Source organism: Neorhizobium galegae (genome assembly GCF_017877055.1).
GTDB classification, from domain to species: domain Bacteria; phylum Pseudomonadota; class Alphaproteobacteria; order Rhizobiales; family Rhizobiaceae; genus Neorhizobium; species Neorhizobium galegae_D.
Window position 1 is genome coordinate 172,990 of the sequence record NZ_JAGIPG010000007.1, and the last position, 16,932, is coordinate 189,921.

A 16,932-nucleotide genomic window follows, 5' to 3' on the forward strand; every position below is an offset into this window, starting at 1 on the left:
TTGACCTGCGCGCCTGTCCTGCGGTGAATGGAGGCACACCGTGACGCATGAGCCAATGAGGATGCTCCATGAACATTGTCGTTTCGCTGCCCGCCGCAGACAAGACCGAGTGGTGGTGCCAGATGCTGCGCGATCTGATGCCGGACTGGAACGTCTACCCGATCGACAAGGTGCCGGATCCTGATGCGGTCACCTATTCCGTGCTCTGGCGGCCAGCAACCGGCTCCATGAAGCCATTCCGGAACCTGAAGGCCATCGTCTCGCTGGGGGCAGGCATCGATCACGTCCTGGCCGACGAGCAGTTGCCGACACATGTGCCGATCATCCGCACCGTCGGCACCGACCTGACGCAGCGGATGAAGGAATACGTGGCTTTGCATGTCCTGCGCCACCACCGCGAACTTCCCGCCATCCAGGCGAACCAGGCGCGCCAGCTCTGGGAGCAGATCGTCGTGCCACCCGCCACCCAGCGCCGCGTCGGCGTGATGGGCCTGGGCAACCTCGGCGCCGTCGCAGCCGATCTCCTGAAGCAGATCGGCTTCGAGGTCCGCGGCTGGTCGCGATCTCCGAAGGACCTGCCGGGCATACAATGCTTTTCCGGCGCCGAGGGTTTCGGAGCCTTTCTCGAGGGCACGGAAATCCTGGTCTGCCTGCTGCCCTTGACCGAAAGCACGCGAGGCATTCTCAATGCCGACACCTTCAACCGGCTGAAGCGTGGCGCCAGTATCGTCAACGCGGCGCGTGGTCCGCACTTGGTCGACAGCGATCTCGTCGAGGCGCTGAATTCGGGCCAGATCAGCAGCGCGACGCTCGATGTCTTCCATGTCGAACCGCTGCCTAAGACGCATCCGTTCTGGACCAACCCGAAGATCACGGTCACGCCGCACGTGGCGTCGCTGATCGACGCACCGACGGGCAGCAAGATTGTCGCCAAGAACATCAGGACCTTCCAGGAGACCGGAACCGTCGCCGATCTCGCGGATGCCAAACGCGGCTACTAATCCCATAGATTTCATTTTCAGATCCCCCTGACCTTCTGGCCGCCATCGTGACGGCTGGAGGCCTGAATTCATCACAATTCAGTCTCTTAGTTCGGCAATCGGCTAAAAAATCAGGCAATTTTTTCCAAAATTTTTCTGATGTTGGACTTAAGAAAATTCGATTGGACAATGCCGGCCGCAGATCGTTGCATCGTGGGGCAGTGGATCGTTTGAAACGCCCGCCAGCTTCGCCAAGACGGACAGGCCGGGCGAAGAAGGCTCTGGCCGATCCACGCCTCGCCGTGCCGCCTGCCATCCTGGCAGCCACCTCGACAACCGGGCCGCTTCACCCGACAGGAGAATGTGCTGATGATTACCCGTCTTCTTGCCCCCGTCATCTTTGCCGCGCTGATCTCAACCGCCACGCATGCCCAGTCCGCCGATGTTTCGGGGGAGATCACTCTCGCCGCCTATTCCGGGGTCTTTCAGGACAAATACAACGATGCGGTGATCAAGCCATTCCTGGCGAAATATCCCAATGTGAAGGTGAACTATTTCGCCTCCAATGCCTCCTCGGCCATGCTCGGCAACCTGCGCTCGCAGGCCGGCGACCCGCAGACCGACGTGGTGATCTTCGACGTTTCCACCTCGCTGATCGGCGACAAGGAAGGCCTGCTGGCACCGCTGACAAAAACCGACGTTCCAAACCTCGTAGACCTGGTACCGCAGGCCATCGTCAAGGAAGGTTATGGCCCGGCCGTCACCTTCGACAACCTCGTGGTGATCTACAACAAGGAAGCCTTCCCGACCGCCCCCACCTCCCTCGCGGTTCTCTGGGACAAGGCCTATGCCGGCAAGCTGGCCGTCACCTCAATGCCATCCATTCTCGGCTCCGGCCTGATGGTGATGACCTCGGCCATGCTGGGCGAGGACTACACGAAGTCGGTCAAGCAGTCCGCGGCCAAGCTCGCCGAGATGGCGCCGGGCGTGCAGACCTTCGACCCCAAGCCCGATGCCTACACGCTGGTCATCAACGGCACCGATGTGCTGGGCACCGGCTGGAACGCCCGCGGCCAGTATTATGCCGACGAATCCAAGGGCAAGCTTGGCGTGATGCTGCCGAAGGAAGGTACCATTCTGCAGATCAACACGATCAACCTCGTGCAGGGCTCCAAGAATCCGGTCGCCGCCAAAGCCTTCATCGACTATGCGCTGTCGCCCGAGGCACAGGCCGCCTTCACGGAAGCGATGTTCTACGCACCGGTCAATGCCAAGGCCAAGGTCAGCGCCGCCGCCACCGCGCGTACCGTTTCAGGCCAGATCGACAAGACGCTGCCGCTCGATTGGGGCTGGGCTGCCACGAAGTCGGATGAGTGGAACCAGATCTGGAAGCGCCAGATCATCTCAGCCGGCAAGTGAAACAGTAGGACGGACCCATGAAGCTCGCCTCATCGCCCGCCCATATCACCATCGACAAGCTGACCTTCGACTATGGCGGCGAACGCCCGGCCGTCGACGCCTTGTCCTTCGATATCGCCAGGGGCGAATTCATCGGGCTTTTGGGTCCCTCCGGCTGCGGGAAATCCACCACGCTGCGGATGTTCGCGGGGCTTCTCGCCCCGACATCCGGACAGATCATCATGGGCGGCGAGAACATCGTGTCCCGGCCGCCGTGGGAACGCAATCTCGGCCTGGTCTTCCAGTCCTATGCGCTGTTTCCACACATGACAGTGGCCCAGAACGTCGCCTTCGGCCTGCGCTTGCGCAAGGTCGGCAAGGAAGAGAGTGCTTCACGGGTTGCCGAAGCATTGCGAGCGGTTCGGCTCGAAGGGTTTGGCGGCCGCCGTCCCGCCGAGCTTTCGGGCGGGCAGCAGCAGCGTGTCGCGATTGCCCGCGCTATCGTCATCGAGCCGGAAATCCTGCTGCTCGACGAACCCCTGTCGAACCTCGATGCCCGCCTGCGCGACGAGATGCGCTTCGAGATCCGCGATATCCAATCCCGCACCGGCATCACCACCTTGTTCGTCACCCATGACCAGCAGGAAGCGCTGACCATGTGCGACCGGATCGCCGTGATGAACGGCGGCCGGCTCGAGCAGATCGGAACCCCGGTCGAGGTCTATGACAAGGCCGCGACGTCATTCGTTGCCGGCTTCATTGGCCGAGCCAACAGCGTGCCGGCGACCCTCAGTTTCGGAACCGGCGCGCCGCGGCTCGATCACGAAGGCCAGGCGCTGCCCGCGCCAGGCGTCGACGAACTGCCGAAAGACGCCGGTGAAGGCGCAAAAATGTCCGCCATGGTGCGACCGCATGCCATCCAGGTTTCCAGGCCAGATGCCGGCGGACTGACGGCACGCGTCATCCGCAGCGTCTTCGTCGGCAGCGTGATCGAGGTGGAGCTGGAATTGGGCGGCGGCCAGAAGCTGGTGGCCGAACTTAGCCCCGGCAGCGAGGAAGCGCAGCTTGCGCAACCGGGCGCCGATGTGGCACTGAACTGGCGCTCCACAGACATGCGGATCTTTGCCGCATGAACCGCTTCACCGTTCCCGGCACCAGCACGAGAATGACACCCTGGCTGCTTCTCGCGCCGGTTCTGATCGTGCTGGCGATCTCATTCATCGGCCCGATCCTCTGGCTGTTCCGCATGTCGCTGAACATTTCGGATTATGGCGCAATCACCAAGGCGATCAGCCTGCAGACCTATCTCGGCATCCTCCAGGACAGCTATTACCTGGACCTTCTGGGCCGGACGCTGCGCGTATCGATCACATGTTCCGTGGTGGCATTGTTGCTGGCCTATCCGATGGCGCTGTCGCTGTCGCGGATGACGTCGCGCTGGCGCACGCCACTGACCGTGCTCGCCGCATCGCCGCTGCTGATCTCGGCCGTGGTACGGTCCTTCGGCTGGCTGGTGACGCTTGGCGACGCCGGCCCGGTCAACCACCTGCTGCGCATGCTGGGGCTGACGAGCGCGCCACTGCAGATGGTCAACAACTTTTCGGGCGTGATTATCGGCCTGTCGGAAAGCATCATGCCCTACATGTTCCTCACCATCGCGGCCGGGCTGGGCAAGCTCGACAGGCGGCTGGATGATGCCGCCATGTCGCTCGGCGCGCCGCCGCAGAAGGTCTTCTGGCACGTGACGCTGCCGCTCAGCCTGCCGGCCATACTTGCCGCGCTGACGATCGGCTTCGTGCTGTGCGTATCGTCGTTCATCACGCCATCGCTGCTGGGGGGCGGCCGGGTGTTCCTGCTGGCGACCGAAGTCTACGACCTTGCGCTGGTCTCGCTCGACTGGCCGACGGCAGCGGCGCTGTCCTTCCTCATGCTGGCGTTTTTCGTCCTCGCCATGGGGCTGACCGGTCTCGTGCTGCGATTGCTGACCCGGAGGGCATAAGGGCATGACACGTTTCCTCTCCTTCATCTCTCGCACCTATGTCACGCTGGTATTCTGCATCGTGTTCATGCCGATGGCGATCATCCTGGTGATCTCCTTCAGCGCCGACAGCTACCTGTCCTTCCCACCCTCGGGTTGGAGCCTGAAATGGTACGGAACGGTGCTTGGCAATACCAGCTTCATGCAGGGTTTCCGCAACAGCGCCATTATCGCGGGGGTCGTTGCTGCGCTTAGCCTTGCCCTCGGCCTGCCGGCCGCCTATGCGCTGGTGCGGCTGGATTTCCCAGGCCGCGCGCTGATCCGCAGCCTGGTCATCGCACCGCTTGTCTTGCCGGCGATGATGCTGGGCCTGGGCATCTTGATGGTGTTCACGCCGGCCGGCCTTGTCGCCACCTATCCCGGCCTGGTTCTGGCGCATCTGGTGATGACGCTGCCCTTCAGCATCCGCATCCTGCAGACGGCGCTCAGCAATCTCGGCACCGATGTCGACGAGGCAGCGATGACGCTCGGTGCCCGGCCGCTGCAGGTGTTCATGCAGATCACCCTGCCGCGGCTGACGCCCGGCGTGATCGCGTCCAGCGCCATCGCCCTCATCCTGTCCTTCGACGAGATCGTGCTTTCGCTGTTCATCGTCGGGCCGCGGCTGCAGACCTTGCCGGTCGCCCTCTACCGTTATGTCGATGAGCGCACCGACCCCATGGTGGCAGTTCTGGCCGTTCTGATGATCGCGCTTTCGCTTGCCATCGTACTCGTTGTCGAACGCAGCGTCGGTTTCGCCAAGGCCTTTGGCCGCTAACTTTCACGTCACAGATTGGATCCGAAAATGGCTTACAAAATCAATCCGATGCCGGCACAAATCGCCAAGCAGGACCTCGAGCTTCTGGCACAGGTCGAAACCGCGACGCTTGGCCACTGGCGGCATTTCGGCTTCCTACACCGGCAGATCCAGCCGCTGATACCGGGCCGCCGCGTTGTCGGCACCGCCGTCACCATTGCCATTCCCGGACCAGACTCCACCCTGCTGCATCATCTTCTCAGCCTCATCCGCCCGGGCGACTTCGTCATCGTCGACCGGTTGCATGATGACCGCTATGCCTGCTGGGGCGGCGGCGTGACGGTCGGCGCCAAGGCAGCCGGTGCCGTCGGCGCCGTGGTCGATGGCCCTTGCACCGACCTTGAGGAAATCGTCCAGTCGGATTTCCCGATGTGGTGCCGCGGCATCTCGCCGATTACCACCCGCATCTATGACCTCGGCGGCGCGATTAACATACCGGTTTCTGTCGGCAATACCGTGGTCATGCCGGGCGACGCCGTGCTGGCCGATGAGAGCGGCGTCATCGTCCTGCCGCCGGAAGAAGTGGCATCGGAGGCACAGAAAGCCATCGACATCCAGATCCGCGGCAAGGCGCGCGAGGCAAGCGTGCGCGAAACCGGCGTCAAGCTCGGCGATCTGTCGGGTGCGTCCGCCAAAGTTCTGGCAAAGCTCGGCTGATCCATGCTCTCTAGCCGGAGTGTTTGCTCCGGCCAGTTTCCGACGACTGCCATACCCATCGAATTGAGAACGCCATGACCGCTTCCCGTCTGCCATTTACCTGCGAAAAATCCCCCGCCAGTGGTGCTGGTGGCATGGTGGTCACCAACCATCCGCTGGGCTCGGCAGCTGGCTTCGAGATACTGGCGGCAGGCGGCAATGCGGTGGATGCCGCAGTCGCCTCGCTTCTGGCATTGACCGTGGTCGAGCCGATGATGGTCGGCATTGCCGGCGGCGGGCTGTCACATCTGCGAATGGCCGACGGTACGCATGTGGTGATCGACGCGCTTTCTTCGGCGGCAGCGACCATGCACCCGGAAATCTACGAGCCGGTTTCGGACGAGCCGGCGCGCTACATGGACGCCAAGGGGCGGCGCAACATCATCGGCGCATCCTCCGTTGCCGTTCCCGGCAACCTTGCGGGCTGGTGCGACATGCAGTCGCGTTATGGCAAGCTGCCCTTCGCCGATGTCGTCGAACCGGCGATCCGGCTGGCCTCGCGCGGTTTCGCCGTCACCCATTATCTTTCGGGCGCGATTGGCGAGGCAGCCAGCGAGCTTTCGCAGGATAAGGAAATCGCCACGATCCTCATGCCGGGCGGTGCGGCGCCGGCACCAGGCGACCGCCTTGTCATGGGCGATTATGCCGGAAGCCTGCGGCTGATCCAGCGTGAGGGCGCCGCGGCGCTGCATGGCGGTGCGCTTGGCGCGGCGCTGGCCGCGCGAATGTCGACTGGCGGTGATGATGCCGGCTGGGTCACCGAAGCCGACCTGCGTACCTATCGCCCGATCGAGCGCAAGCCGATCATCGGCAGCTATCGCGGCTTCGAGATCGCCGGCCCGCCGCCACCGGCATCTTCCGGCGTACATGTCACCCAGATGCTCAACATGCTCGAGGCCTATGACATCGAGGGCATGGGCTTCGGCAGCCCCGCGTCCCTGCATCTTCTCGTCGAGGTGATCCGCATCGCCTTTGCCGACCGGCGGACCTATTCGGGCGATCCGGCCTTTGTCGACGTGCCGGTCGAGCGGCTGACCTCGAAAGCCTATGCCGCCGAATGCCGCGCCCTGATCCGCCAGGCTGCAAGCCTGCCGGCGCCGAGGGCACCCGGCCATGAAAGCCACGACACCACGCATGTCACCGTTGCCGACCGCGATGGCAACATCGTCACTGCCACGCATACCATCAACGGGCTGTTCGGGGCGCGACTTGCGGTGCCGGGCACCGGCATCATTCCCAACAACTATATGAGCAATTTCGATCCGCATCCCGGCAACGCCTTGTCGGTGGTTCCGGGGAAGCGCGTGCCGACCTCGATGGCGCCGATGATCCTGATGAAGGATGGCGCGCCGGTGTTTGCCCTCGGCCTTCCGGGCGGCCTCAGGATTTTCCCCTCGGCCATGCAGGCGATCGTCAACCTGATCGACCACAAGATGAGCCTGCAGGAAGCTGTGGAAGCTCCCCGCATCTGGACCCAAGGCCAGGAAGTGGAAATCGAGCAGGCCTATGCGCCGCAACAGGCAAAACTCGAGGAACTCGGGCACGAGGTACGGGTGATGCCGCATATCGGCGGCGGCATGAACGCCATCGCCTTTGGCGACACGATGATTGGTGCCGCCTGCTGGCGCGCCGACGGCACGGTGGCAGCACTCGGTGGCGGGCTGGCCCGTCCGGGCGTACGGTTCTGGCCAGACAAGGCGCCGGCAAAGCCCGCATCAAACCGATGAAGTTCGATCCCATAAAAGCGCATTGATAGCCGCCGGACGGCGCGAGACTGCTGGCAGCCGGCAAATTCAGCACCACATCTTCATGGTCCACTATCGAAAAACGACGTTCAGACATTTGATGCCTCTGGCATCCGGAGAAGGCCCCCAATGACACAACACTACATGCTCTTGACGGGTGCCAGCCGGGGTATCGGCCACGCCACGGTCAAACTGTTTTTAGAAAAGGGCTGGCGCGTTCTGACCGTTTCAAGGCAACCTTTCTCCGAGGAGTGCCGCTGGCCGTCAGCCCGCGAAAGCCATATCCAGGCCGATCTGGCCGATCTCACGCAAATTGACAAGCTGGTGGCAGAAGTGCGCGAGCGGTTGGACGGGGCAGCCCTGCACGCGCTGGTCAACAACGCCGGCATTTCTCCGAAAGGTCCCGGTGGCACGCGGCTGGGCGTCATCGCTTCCGACGCGCTGACGTGGACGACGGTCCTCAACGTCAATCTCGTCTCGATCGCCCTGCTTGCCCGAGCATTGCTGCCCGAACTGGAGGCGGCGAAGGGATCGATCGTAAACGTGACATCGATTGCCGGATCGCGCGTACACCCCTTTGCCGGCGTCGCCTATGCTGCCTCCAAGGCTGGTCTGGCAGCTCTGACGCGCGAGATCGCCCACGAGTTCGGCCCGCATGGCGTTCGCGCGAATGCCATTGCACCAGGTGAAATCGCAACCTCGATCCTGTCTCTCGGTACCGATCAGCTGGTGGAAGCAACCGTTCCCATGAAAAGGCTCGGTACGCCGCGGGAAGTCGCCGAAACCATCCACTTCCTGTGCAGCGAGACATCCGCCTACATCAATGGCGCGGAAATCCACATCAATGGCGGACAGCACGTCTGATCCCGCAAGAACTCCCTGCGATCCCACCGCTTGCTGGCCATAACGTGCGAGTGCGCTACCGTCGACGACGCCTGCGGCTAGCTGACAGGGCCTAAATGCCAACCTTTGGCCCTGTCCACGGCCTGGGAAAATCGTGATAGCCGCGCGGGCGCGTCACACGGGTTTGGCTCGATAATCTGCGATGGTGCCGGCGTGGAGAGCGTTTCGCCAAGCGCACGGGCCGCAAGTTGGGCCGTGCCGTAGGCAGTCAGTTCGTCGACACTCGGAATGACGACTGTGCAACCCGTCGTGTCGGCGAGAAACTGGCATAGGTAACGCGAACGGCTGACGCCACCGTCCACCGAGATCCGGGTTGCCGGCGCATCCGATGCCATGGCCGCCACGATTTCGCTGGCACGCAAGGCGATGCCCTCGATCAGCGCCTGTTGCATGTCCTGTCGCGTCGTTGCGCCGGTCATGCCGATGAAAAGCCCGGCGGCACTGTCATCCCAATGCGGGCTGCCAAGCCCCGCCAGCGCCGGCACGAAAGCCAGGCCGCGGTCGATGGCCGGTCCTGCCTCGAAAGCATTGAGTTCCGACGGGGCATTCAGCAGCCCGATCCTTTGCGCCCAGTTGATCGCCGCACCGGCTGCATGGACACCGCCATCCGTGGCATAACTTGTCTCGCCGCCGATCGACCAGGCGACGGTCGGCAGCAGGCCGTTTTGGCCATCCAGGCGCAGGTGCGGGCCGGTCAGCGACAGCGCGAACGCACCGGTACCGAAGGTGATCTTGGTATCGCCGGCTACCCGGCAACCATGGCCGTAAAGGGCAGCCTGCTGGTCGACCACCGAGGCCGTCAGCGGCGTGCCATCGATGCCACCGAAATCGCCGACGGTCGGCAGAATGGGCGGCAGGCACTCGATCGGCACGCCAAAAAGCTGGCAGAGCGTACTGTCCCACTGGCCGGTCGCGATATTCATCAAGGCGGTGCGCGAAGCGGTGGTGATGTCGGTCGCAGCGCGTCCGGTCAGGCGCTGCAGGAAGAACGCATCCGTGGTGCCGAGCATCAATCTGCCGGCACGCCGGGCAGCTTTGACCTCGTCATTGTTCTCCAGCAGCCAGGCCAGTTTGCAAGCCGAGAAATAAGGGCTGAGCGGCAGGCCGGACAGCGCCTTGATCTCGGCTTCCGCATGGGAAAGAGCGGCAACCTGCGCGGCGGTGCGACGATCCTGCCAGACGATGACGGGAGAGAGCGGCCTGCCATCAATCGCATCCCAGGCAAGACAGCTTTCACCCTGATTGGACAGACCGATCGCGGTGGCTTCGCCGGCGGCAGAAAGTGCGGCGCAAAGATTGGCGAGCAGTTCCTCCGGATCATGTTCGACCCGATCCGTGCCGGAAAAATGCTGCTTGTGCGTGGCGGAAAAAACGATACTGGCGTCGCCATCGGCCGTGACCCGCAGGGCGCGTGTCGATGTGGTGCCCTGATCGAGGGCGAGGAAAATGCTCATGGTCGTGGCTCCAGTCGCAGCTGAAGATCGCTGCTATCGACGGCAAGGTTCAGCCCCGCCAGAGAAAAGCGGATCGGCTTCTGCGGCGCGGTATTGACGCTTTGGGTGCGCAGGACCGTACCGCTGCCGTCCGAGAGGATCAATCGGCCGTGCGCGGCCCCGATAGCGCGTATGTTCAGAGCCGGCACAGTGCCCCTGCCTTCGAGCGTCAGTCGCTGCGGAACCACATATTTCAGCCTTGCGCCAGCGATGATGCGACGGCCGAGAGTTTTATCGGGTTCGGCATCTCTCCCGTTCGCAAGTTCGGCGGCAATCACGCGGGCCACGCGACGGCCCTCGTCCCAGCAATGGCCAGCCGTCTCGATCGGGTGAACCATGTTGCCGGCGGCAAAGATGCTGGGGTCGGAGCTGCGACCATGCTCGTCGATCACCGGGCCTCCGGTTCCGAGATCGAGCGCAAGGGCGCTTGCCTCAGCCAGTGCCGCCTCCGGGACGAAGCGGCCGGAAAAGATCAGCCCGTCGCAATCCAGCACCGTTTCCTTGCCGTCAGCCAAGCGCAAACGCACGGATGTCACCCGCGGGCTGCCTTCGATGGCGAGCACCTGCGCACCGGCCAAGACCGGCACGCCGAGCACTCGCGGCAGCGCAAAAAATGCCGGGCGAGCCTGCACCTCGTGCTCCGTCTCCACCATGGCGACGGGCAGGATTCCGTGGCTTCGACAGGTGAGAATCGCCGACAGCGACACCAGTTCGCTGCCGACGATGACTGGGCGCCGAAACGGAATACGCCCCTCCTGGTAGACGAAAGCCTGAAGCGCTGCCGTATTCATCACGCCAAGCGGCCGCACGCCCGGCACCAGCAACTGCGCGCGGGTCGTCTCGCGGGCCCCCGTGGCGATCAGGATGCGGGCGGCCTGGATGGCCTGGATGCCGGCGGGGCTGGCGACCGTCAGCAGGCCGTCTGGACCCGTATGGACGACCGTATATTTCGCCAGGATCGTCACACCGGCCGCCACGGCCGCGCCCGCTAGGCGACGGGCATAAGCCTTGCCCGTGAGGATGCGGCCGAACTCGCGCATGCCGAAGGGTGGATGGCCACAATGGCGGGGGATGCCACCGACCTCGGTACCACGCTCGAAGAGTGCGACTTTGGCCACGCCCCGGCGTTTCAGCTCGATGGCGGCAGACAAGCCGGCTGGGCCACCGCCGACGATTGCGACGTCATACGTCTCCGCGCTCATGGGTCGACCTCCGGTGCGATCGGCACGGACAACCGGCCCTCCGTCAGGCTCGCCAGACGGGCCAGGCAGTTGAACCCCTGACATCGCCCCATGGCGCAACGCGTACGCCGACGCAGCCCGCCAAAATCTCCGGGCGGCAAGGGGCTGCCAAGCGCAGCCTCAATCTCTCGACCGGTCACCATTTCGCAATGACAGACGATGCCGTCATGCCCGGGCGTCTGCCAGTCACGCGGCAGGTGCTCGGCCAGATTGGGCAGCAGGAAGGTCGGCGGCGCTGCGGACCGCTCGCCGCCCACAGTCCGGCTTTGTGCCCATAGCCCATGGACATGACGGGCAATACCCAGCGCGGCGGTCAGGCCGGTGGAGCGTATGCCTCCGGCGCAGAAATAGCCCTTTTCCGGAAGGCAGTGGACCCGGTAGTGCTTTTCCTCGGAAGCCGGTCGCAAGCCGGCATAAACGGCCGTCACTTGGGCCTGCGCCAGCGCCGGCACAAGCTCGACGGCCTTGGCGATCAGCATGTCGAGTTCCGGCCGGGTGACGTCCGGGCGCTCGCGCTCTTCCTGTTCCTCCGCCGTCGGTCCGACCAGCAGGTTGCCGAAGATCGTTCGCGTCAGCACCACACCCTTGGTGCGGGCCGTCGGCACCGGCAGCAGGATCGTTCGCAGATGCCTGGCAGCAGCCTTGTCGAACACCACGAACTGCCCCTTTCGCGGACGAATCTCGAACTGCGCCTCGCCGAGCAACATCCGCTCGACGCTATCGCCCTGAATACCCGCAGAGTTGATGACGCTACGCGCGGTCAGCGTGCCGGTGGGCGTCTCCAGGTGCCACAGGTCGCCATCGAAACGGGCCGACAACAGCCTGGCATTGAACTGAAACCGGGCGCCCAATGCCTTGGCCTGCATCGCATAGGCCAATGGCGCCGACCAGGGATCAATGATGATCTCGCGTGGCACCAGCAGTGCGGCGCGCACATGTGTCCCCAATGCCGGCTCGCGGGCAAGCACTTCGGCGCGGCCGAGAAGCCGGGCATCGGCAACGCCGTTCAAGAGCGCTTGGTCCAGCAATTCGGGAAGCCTGCCCTCCTCGCTGTCGTCCCATGCGGCAACCATCGCGCCAGTCTCCAGGATAGGCAGGTTGAAACTCTCGCGGATCTGCATGTACTCGTCGTAACCCGACTGCATGCATTGCAGCTCGGTGCTGCCGGGCGGCGCATCGAAACCGGTATGCAGGATGGCGCTGTTGGCTTTCGATGCACCGGACAGGATATCGGGTGCCCGCTCTAGAACGACGACACTTGCCCCTTCCAACGAAAAGCGGCGCGCCATGGCGCAGCCGACGACGCCTGCACCGATAATGACTGCATCCACAAGATCGCCGAAAGCAGTCAAAAGCGTACTCCGTTGCTATCGAGCAACCGCCATATCGACGGTTAGGTGAACAGGTCCCCTATGCTTACCGCGACACCGATCTTTTGACGAGCCAAAATTGTACGTTCGGTCATCTTAGTGACTGAATGCGTTATTTTATAGCCTAAACAATCATGCTAGTGGAGAGCGAGGCGGTTCGATTTCGAGACCGGTGCGGCAGGCGCTGTATCGTCCCGGTCACCGCACGAAAAATGGCATGGGGCCTATGGCCGACAATTTTCTGCGCTAAGGTAACGAACGTGAAGTCTCCAGCCCTCCTGCAATCCGCGGACTACAGCGCATTTGTGAAAACCCTGAAATCGAGGGGTTTCCGTGGCGAAGCGACCATCACCGCATCTGACCGCGTCGTGCTGGCAACCGACAACTCCATCTACCAGCTTCTGCCGGATGCCGTGGCCTGGCCGATGGACGAGCAGGATCTCGTGCTGATCGCACGGCTGCTTGACGAACCGCGTTTCCACGGCATCGTCCTGCGCCCCCGCGGCGGCGGCACGGGCACCAACGGCCAGTCGCTCGGCAACGGACTTGTGGTCGACTGCTCGCGCCACATGACCGGGATCCTTGAGATCAACGCTAAACAAGGCTGGGTGCGGGTCCAGCCCGGGGTAATCAAGGACCAGTTGAACGCAGCGCTGAAACCGATCGGCCTGTTCTTTGCTCCGGAATTGTCGACGTCGTCTCGCGCGACGCTCGGCGGCATGATCTCCACCGATGCCTGCGGACAGGGATCCTGCGTCTATGGCAAGACCTCCAACCATGTCCTCAACCTGCGTGCGGTGCTGGTCGGCGGCGAGATCCTGGAAACCCGCCGGGCGCCGCTAGATCGGACGATCATGGGCCGTGCCGGTGAGGTACTCGCCTGTCTCGACGACATCTCGGCCAGCCAGGCGGACTTGATCGCGGCGCGTTTCCCAAAACTCAACCGATCGCTGACCGGGTACGATCTCGCCCATATCCGTGACGGCGACACGATCGATCCGGCGGCGGTGCTGTGCGGCTCGGAAGGTACGCTCGCGCTGATTGCCGAGGCGAGGTTGAATGTCCTGCCGATCCCAAAAGCCGCGGCGCTGATCCTGATCTTCTACCCCGATTTCCAGTCGGCGCTGCGGGACGCGCGCGAAATGGCCGTGCTCGGCGCCACGGCGGTCGAAACCATCGACAGCCGCGTGCTCGGCCTGGCACGCGAGGAGCCTACCTTTTCCGCCGTCGCACACCTCTTCCCGCAGGCGGGTGCTCAAGGGGTCAACATCGTCGAATTCACCGACGACGACCCGGCAACGCTTTCAGAACGGGTCATAACGCTGGTGGCACAGCTCGCAAGCACGCCCGAGCGGCTGGCGATGACGGTCGCCAGCGGCCGCGAGGTCGAGCTGGTCTGGGTGCTGCGCAAGACGGCCGTCGGGCTACTCGGACGTGCGATCGGCGACAAGCGGCCGATCCCCTTCGTCGAGGACTGCGCCGTTCCCCCTGAGAATCTCGAGCCCTTCATTGCCGGTTTCCGGGCAATCCTCGATCGCGAGGGACTGACCTACGGCATGTTCGGCCATGTCGATGCCGGCGTCCTGCATGTGCGGCCAGCGATCGACCTTACCGATCCCGCCCAGGAACCACTCATCCGCCGCATTACCGAAGCGGTCGAGGCGCTGGCGCGCAGTCATGGCGGCCTTCTCTGGGGCGAGCATGGCAAGGGCGTGCGTTCCGAATTCGTGCCCGAGGTTTTTGGGCCGCTCTACCCGTCACTGCAGCGGATCAAGGCGGCCTTCGATCCGCGCAACCAGATGAACCCCGGCAAGATCGCCACGCCCGACAATGGCTCCTTGTGGAAGATCGACGGGGTGCCCCTGCGCGGCCAGAACGACCGCACCGTCCCGGCCAACCTGCGCAACGAATACGCCTCCGCATTCGGCTGCAACGGCAATGGCGCCTGCTTCAACCGCACGCTCGACGACGTCATGTGTCCCTCCTACAAGGTCACCGGCGATCGGCGCCACTCGCCGAAAGGGCGCGTCGGGCTGGTGCGCGAATGGCTGCGGCAGGGCGGGCCGGACGGTCGCGCCGATCCGCAGTTCGAGATCGAGGTCAAGCAGGCGATCGACGGCTGTCTCAGTTGCGGCGCCTGCGCCAGCCAATGTCCGGTGCGTGTCGATGTTCCCTCGATCCGGTCGCTGTTTCTCGACAGCTTTTATCGCCGCCATCGCCGGCCCCTGCGTGACACCGCACTCGCCCATCTGGAAGGATTGCTGCCGCTTGCCGCAAAATTCCGATGGGGTTTCAATCTGATGACCGACGGCCCCGGCGCGGCATTGATGGCCGCGATCGGCCTGACGGCGCTGCCGAGCATGCCGAAACAGGCCCGAGACCTTCGATGGCTGAGACAGACCGATATCGCCCGGCTCGACCCAAAGGTCGACGTGGTTCTGGTGCCTGACGCTTTCACCCAGTTTTTCGAGCCGCAGGTCGTCGCGGATCTCGACGTCGTACTGGCCCGCCTGCAGAAAAAACTTTGGCTGGCGCCCTACCGGCCTTCCGGCAAGGCTCGCAAGGTTCTCGGGCGGCTGGCAGGGTTTTCACGCCAGGCGGAAAAACAGAAGAACAGCCTCAAGGCGATAGCCGCGACCGGCGTGCCGCTGATGGGGCTCGAACCGCCGGTGACGCTCTCCTATCGCACCGACTATCCGGACGACATGCCGGCAGTAGCGCTGCCGCAGCAGATGCTCGCGCCCCTGATTGCCGCATTGCCGGCCCGAACGTCAGAGATGGCGGTGCGGCTTTTGCCGCATTGCAGCGAACTGGTTCTGGGTGCCGGAGCCACCGCAGAATGGCGCATTATTTTCGATCGCCTCGGCATCAAGCTCGACATGCCTGCCACCGGCTGCTGTGGCATGGCGGGGATGTGGGGGCATGAGGCCACCAATCGAACCAAGTCCAATGAAATCTTCGGACACAGCTGGAAGGCTGCGACGGCGCCCGGCGCCGACGCCATTCTCGCAACGGGCTTTTCGTGCCGATGTCAGACCAAACATATGACCGGCACCGAGTTGCAGCATCCGGTCTCGCTGCTGCGGCAGTTACTGGAAGCACCTACACGTTGAAGGAATAGGCGATGAAACCGGCAGCCAGGCGGGAGGAAATTCTCCGGCTTCTCGATGAGACCGGCGAAGTCACGGTCGAGGATCTGGCAGAACGTTTTGATGCGTCCCGCGAGACCATCAGGCGTGATCTGTCGGATCTCGACACGGGCGGTCACATCCGCAAATTTCACGGCGGCGCGCGTGCCTTAATATTCAAGGATTCCTCGCTGTACGAGAGCGAGTTCGACGCGCGCATGAAGGAACGGAAGGCGGAAAAAGCCGCCATCGCCCGACAGGCCGCATCCCTGTTCGCGGAGGGCTCAGTGCTGTTCATCGACACTGGTTCGACCACGATCGCTTTTGCCGAGGCTCTGGCGAGGCGGCGCAATATGACGGTGATCACCAATTCTCCGCAGATCGCCCGGATTCTGGCGCAGGCGGAGATGCGCCACCGAGTCTATTTAGTCGGCGGCGAAGTGGCCGCAGAAGGCCGTGAGACATTGGGGGCGATGGCAGTCGCGCAGATCGCTTATTTTAAGGCCGAGCACGTCGTTCTGACCGTCGGTGCAATCACCACCTCCGCCCTTATGGACTACGACCTGCGGGAAACCGAGATGGCACGCGCCATGATTGCACAGGCGCAGAGCGTAACCGTTCTAGCCGATCATAACAAACTAGGTCGTCCGGCCGTCTTCGAGGTGGCGGCCTTGAAAGAGGTGACGCGGCTCGTCACTGACAGCCCTCCCACTCTAGAAATGGCTACGGCACTTGCTGCAGCTGGTGTCGATGTGATCCTGGCCCGTTCAGCTGCCTCCTAGCGGGACAAGACTATGTCGCGTTCTGCACTTAACCGAAATGCCGTTCGACCAAATGATCTACGCCTCCCACCGCGACGGGCTTGCCGTCGACGCAGATTTCTCGCTTCCGGCAGAACGAGTCGTCCGGTCTCTCTACCGGATCATCGAACGGCGAGGCAGGCCTGATGTCGTTCGGGTGGACAATGGCCCAGAATATCTCAGCGGCACGCTCTGGACGTAGGCGGTAAAGCGCAACATCATCCGGGCTGGCATCGTCAACTTAACGACGCATGGACTAGGATGCTCGGCCATGACTGACCGAGATCCTCTTTACCGCCGCCATCGTTTTCCCGCCGAAATCATCGGCCATGCCGTATGGCTCT

The 16,932-nt window shown here is 63.4% G+C and carries 13 protein-coding genes and 2 pseudogenes; 12 read left to right on the forward strand and 3 right to left on the reverse strand.

All coding sequences use genetic code 11. The annotated features are described in order from the left end of the window. Positions 1 to 68 precede the first annotated feature (68 nt). The 8 genes from J2857_RS30010 to J2857_RS30045 all read left to right on the forward strand — a co-directional run bounded on the left by J2857_RS30010 (position 69) and on the right by J2857_RS30045 (position 8,517). A complete protein-coding gene (locus J2857_RS30010; RefSeq protein WP_046603054.1) occupies positions 69 to 1,001 on the forward strand; it encodes a 2-hydroxyacid dehydrogenase in 933 nt (310 codons plus the stop codon). Between the two features lie 348 nt (positions 1,002 to 1,349). Next, positions 1,350 to 2,399 carry an ABC transporter substrate-binding protein gene (locus tag J2857_RS30015; protein WP_210013713.1) on the forward strand — a complete coding sequence of 350 codons (1,050 nt, stop codon included), beginning with the start codon at positions 1,350 to 1,352 and terminating at the stop codon, positions 2,397 to 2,399. A 17-nt stretch (positions 2,400 to 2,416) separates the two neighbouring features. After that, on the forward strand, positions 2,417 to 3,511 hold the full coding sequence (locus tag J2857_RS30020; RefSeq protein WP_210013714.1) for an ABC transporter ATP-binding protein: 1,095 nt from the start codon (positions 2,417 to 2,419) through the stop codon (positions 3,509 to 3,511). Continuing rightward, on the forward strand, positions 3,508 to 4,377 hold the full coding sequence (locus tag J2857_RS30025) for an ABC transporter permease (protein WP_210013715.1): 870 nt from the start codon (positions 3,508 to 3,510) through the stop codon (positions 4,375 to 4,377). The genes J2857_RS30020 and J2857_RS30025 overlap by 4 nt, the downstream gene beginning before the upstream one ends. Before the next feature lie 4 nt (positions 4,378 to 4,381). After that, positions 4,382 to 5,173, forward strand: a complete 792-nt coding sequence (locus J2857_RS30030) for an ABC transporter permease (RefSeq protein WP_046627479.1) — start codon at positions 4,382 to 4,384, stop codon at positions 5,171 to 5,173. 27 nt (positions 5,174 to 5,200) lie between these two features. Further along, complete coding sequence (locus J2857_RS30035; RefSeq protein ID WP_210013716.1) at positions 5,201 to 5,869, forward strand: RraA family protein; 669 nt, start codon at positions 5,201 to 5,203, stop codon at positions 5,867 to 5,869. A gap of 74 nt (positions 5,870 to 5,943) precedes the next feature. Beyond that, the gene (gene ggt, locus J2857_RS30040; RefSeq protein WP_210013717.1) at positions 5,944 to 7,635 is read left to right on the forward strand and encodes a gamma-glutamyltransferase; all 1,692 of its coding nucleotides are present in this window, start codon (positions 5,944 to 5,946) and stop codon (positions 7,633 to 7,635) included. A gap of 147 nt (positions 7,636 to 7,782) precedes the next feature. Further along, complete coding sequence (locus J2857_RS30045) at positions 7,783 to 8,517, forward strand: SDR family NAD(P)-dependent oxidoreductase (RefSeq protein WP_210013718.1); 735 nt, start codon at positions 7,783 to 7,785, stop codon at positions 8,515 to 8,517. Between the two features lie 77 nt (positions 8,518 to 8,594). On the opposite strand, the gene J2857_RS30050 is transcribed toward J2857_RS30045, so the two are convergent. The 3 genes from J2857_RS30050 to J2857_RS30060 are packed head-to-tail and all read right to left on the reverse strand — an operon-like array spanning position 8,595 to position 12,642. Beyond that, positions 8,595 to 10,010, reverse strand: coding sequence for an FGGY family carbohydrate kinase (locus tag J2857_RS30050; RefSeq protein WP_210013719.1), 1,416 nt, complete (start codon positions 10,008 to 10,010; stop codon positions 8,595 to 8,597). Next, positions 10,007 to 11,251, reverse strand: coding sequence for an NAD(P)/FAD-dependent oxidoreductase (locus tag J2857_RS30055; protein ID WP_210013720.1), 1,245 nt, complete (start codon positions 11,249 to 11,251; stop codon positions 10,007 to 10,009). The genes J2857_RS30050 and J2857_RS30055 overlap by 4 nt, the downstream gene beginning before the upstream one ends. Beyond that, positions 11,248 to 12,642: an NAD(P)/FAD-dependent oxidoreductase gene (locus J2857_RS30060; protein WP_245364031.1), complete on the reverse strand. Its 1,395-nt coding sequence runs from the start codon at positions 12,640 to 12,642 to the stop codon at positions 11,248 to 11,250. Before J2857_RS30060 ends, J2857_RS30055 begins: the two co-directional genes overlap by 4 nt. Positions 12,643 to 12,920: 278 nt before the next feature. Between J2857_RS30060 and J2857_RS30065 the strand changes: the two genes are divergently transcribed. The 4 genes and pseudogenes from J2857_RS30065 to J2857_RS31195 all read left to right on the forward strand — a co-directional run. Then, positions 12,921 to 15,773 (forward strand): FAD-binding and (Fe-S)-binding domain-containing protein, encoded by a 2,853-nt coding sequence (locus J2857_RS30065; protein WP_348635750.1) that lies wholly within the window; start codon positions 12,921 to 12,923, stop codon positions 15,771 to 15,773. Positions 15,774 to 15,784: 11 nt separating this feature from the next. Next, a complete protein-coding gene (locus tag J2857_RS30070; RefSeq protein ID WP_210013722.1) occupies positions 15,785 to 16,570 on the forward strand; it encodes a DeoR/GlpR family DNA-binding transcription regulator in 786 nt (261 codons plus the stop codon). Positions 16,571 to 16,637: 67 nt separating this feature from the next. Beyond that, positions 16,638 to 16,781: pseudogene (locus J2857_RS31190) on the forward strand (IS3 family transposase); the annotation flags it as partial. Between the two features lie 78 nt (positions 16,782 to 16,859). Next, positions 16,860 to 16,932 (forward strand): annotated as a pseudogene (locus J2857_RS31195) (IS6 family transposase); the annotation flags it as partial.

Excerpts from the sequence above, each read along its gene's own strand:
- J2857_RS30030 (WP_046627479.1), top strand. The coding sequence starts at position 4,382 with ATGACACGTTTCCTCTCCTTCATCTCTCGCACCTATGTCACGCTGGTA.
- J2857_RS30010 (WP_046603054.1), top strand. The coding sequence starts at position 69 with ATGAACATTGTCGTTTCGCTGCCCGCCGCAGACAAGACCGAGTGGTGG.
- ggt (WP_210013717.1), top strand. The coding sequence starts at position 5,944 with ATGACCGCTTCCCGTCTGCCATTTACCTGCGAAAAATCCCCCGCCAGT.
- J2857_RS30050 (WP_210013719.1), bottom strand. The coding sequence starts at position 10,010 with ATGAGCATTTTCCTCGCCCTCGATCAGGGCACCACATCGACACGCGCC.
- J2857_RS30070 (WP_210013722.1), top strand. The coding sequence starts at position 15,785 with ATGAAACCGGCAGCCAGGCGGGAGGAAATTCTCCGGCTTCTCGATGAG.
- J2857_RS30045 (WP_210013718.1), top strand. The coding sequence starts at position 7,783 with ATGACACAACACTACATGCTCTTGACGGGTGCCAGCCGGGGTATCGGC.
- J2857_RS30025 (WP_210013715.1), top strand. The coding sequence starts at position 3,508 with ATGAACCGCTTCACCGTTCCCGGCACCAGCACGAGAATGACACCCTGG.
- J2857_RS30055 (WP_210013720.1), bottom strand. The coding sequence starts at position 11,251 with ATGAGCGCGGAGACGTATGACGTCGCAATCGTCGGCGGTGGCCCAGCC.
- J2857_RS30020 (WP_210013714.1), top strand. The coding sequence starts at position 2,417 with ATGAAGCTCGCCTCATCGCCCGCCCATATCACCATCGACAAGCTGACC.
- J2857_RS30035 (WP_210013716.1), top strand. The coding sequence starts at position 5,201 with ATGGCTTACAAAATCAATCCGATGCCGGCACAAATCGCCAAGCAGGAC.
- J2857_RS30015 (WP_210013713.1), top strand. The coding sequence starts at position 1,350 with ATGATTACCCGTCTTCTTGCCCCCGTCATCTTTGCCGCGCTGATCTCA.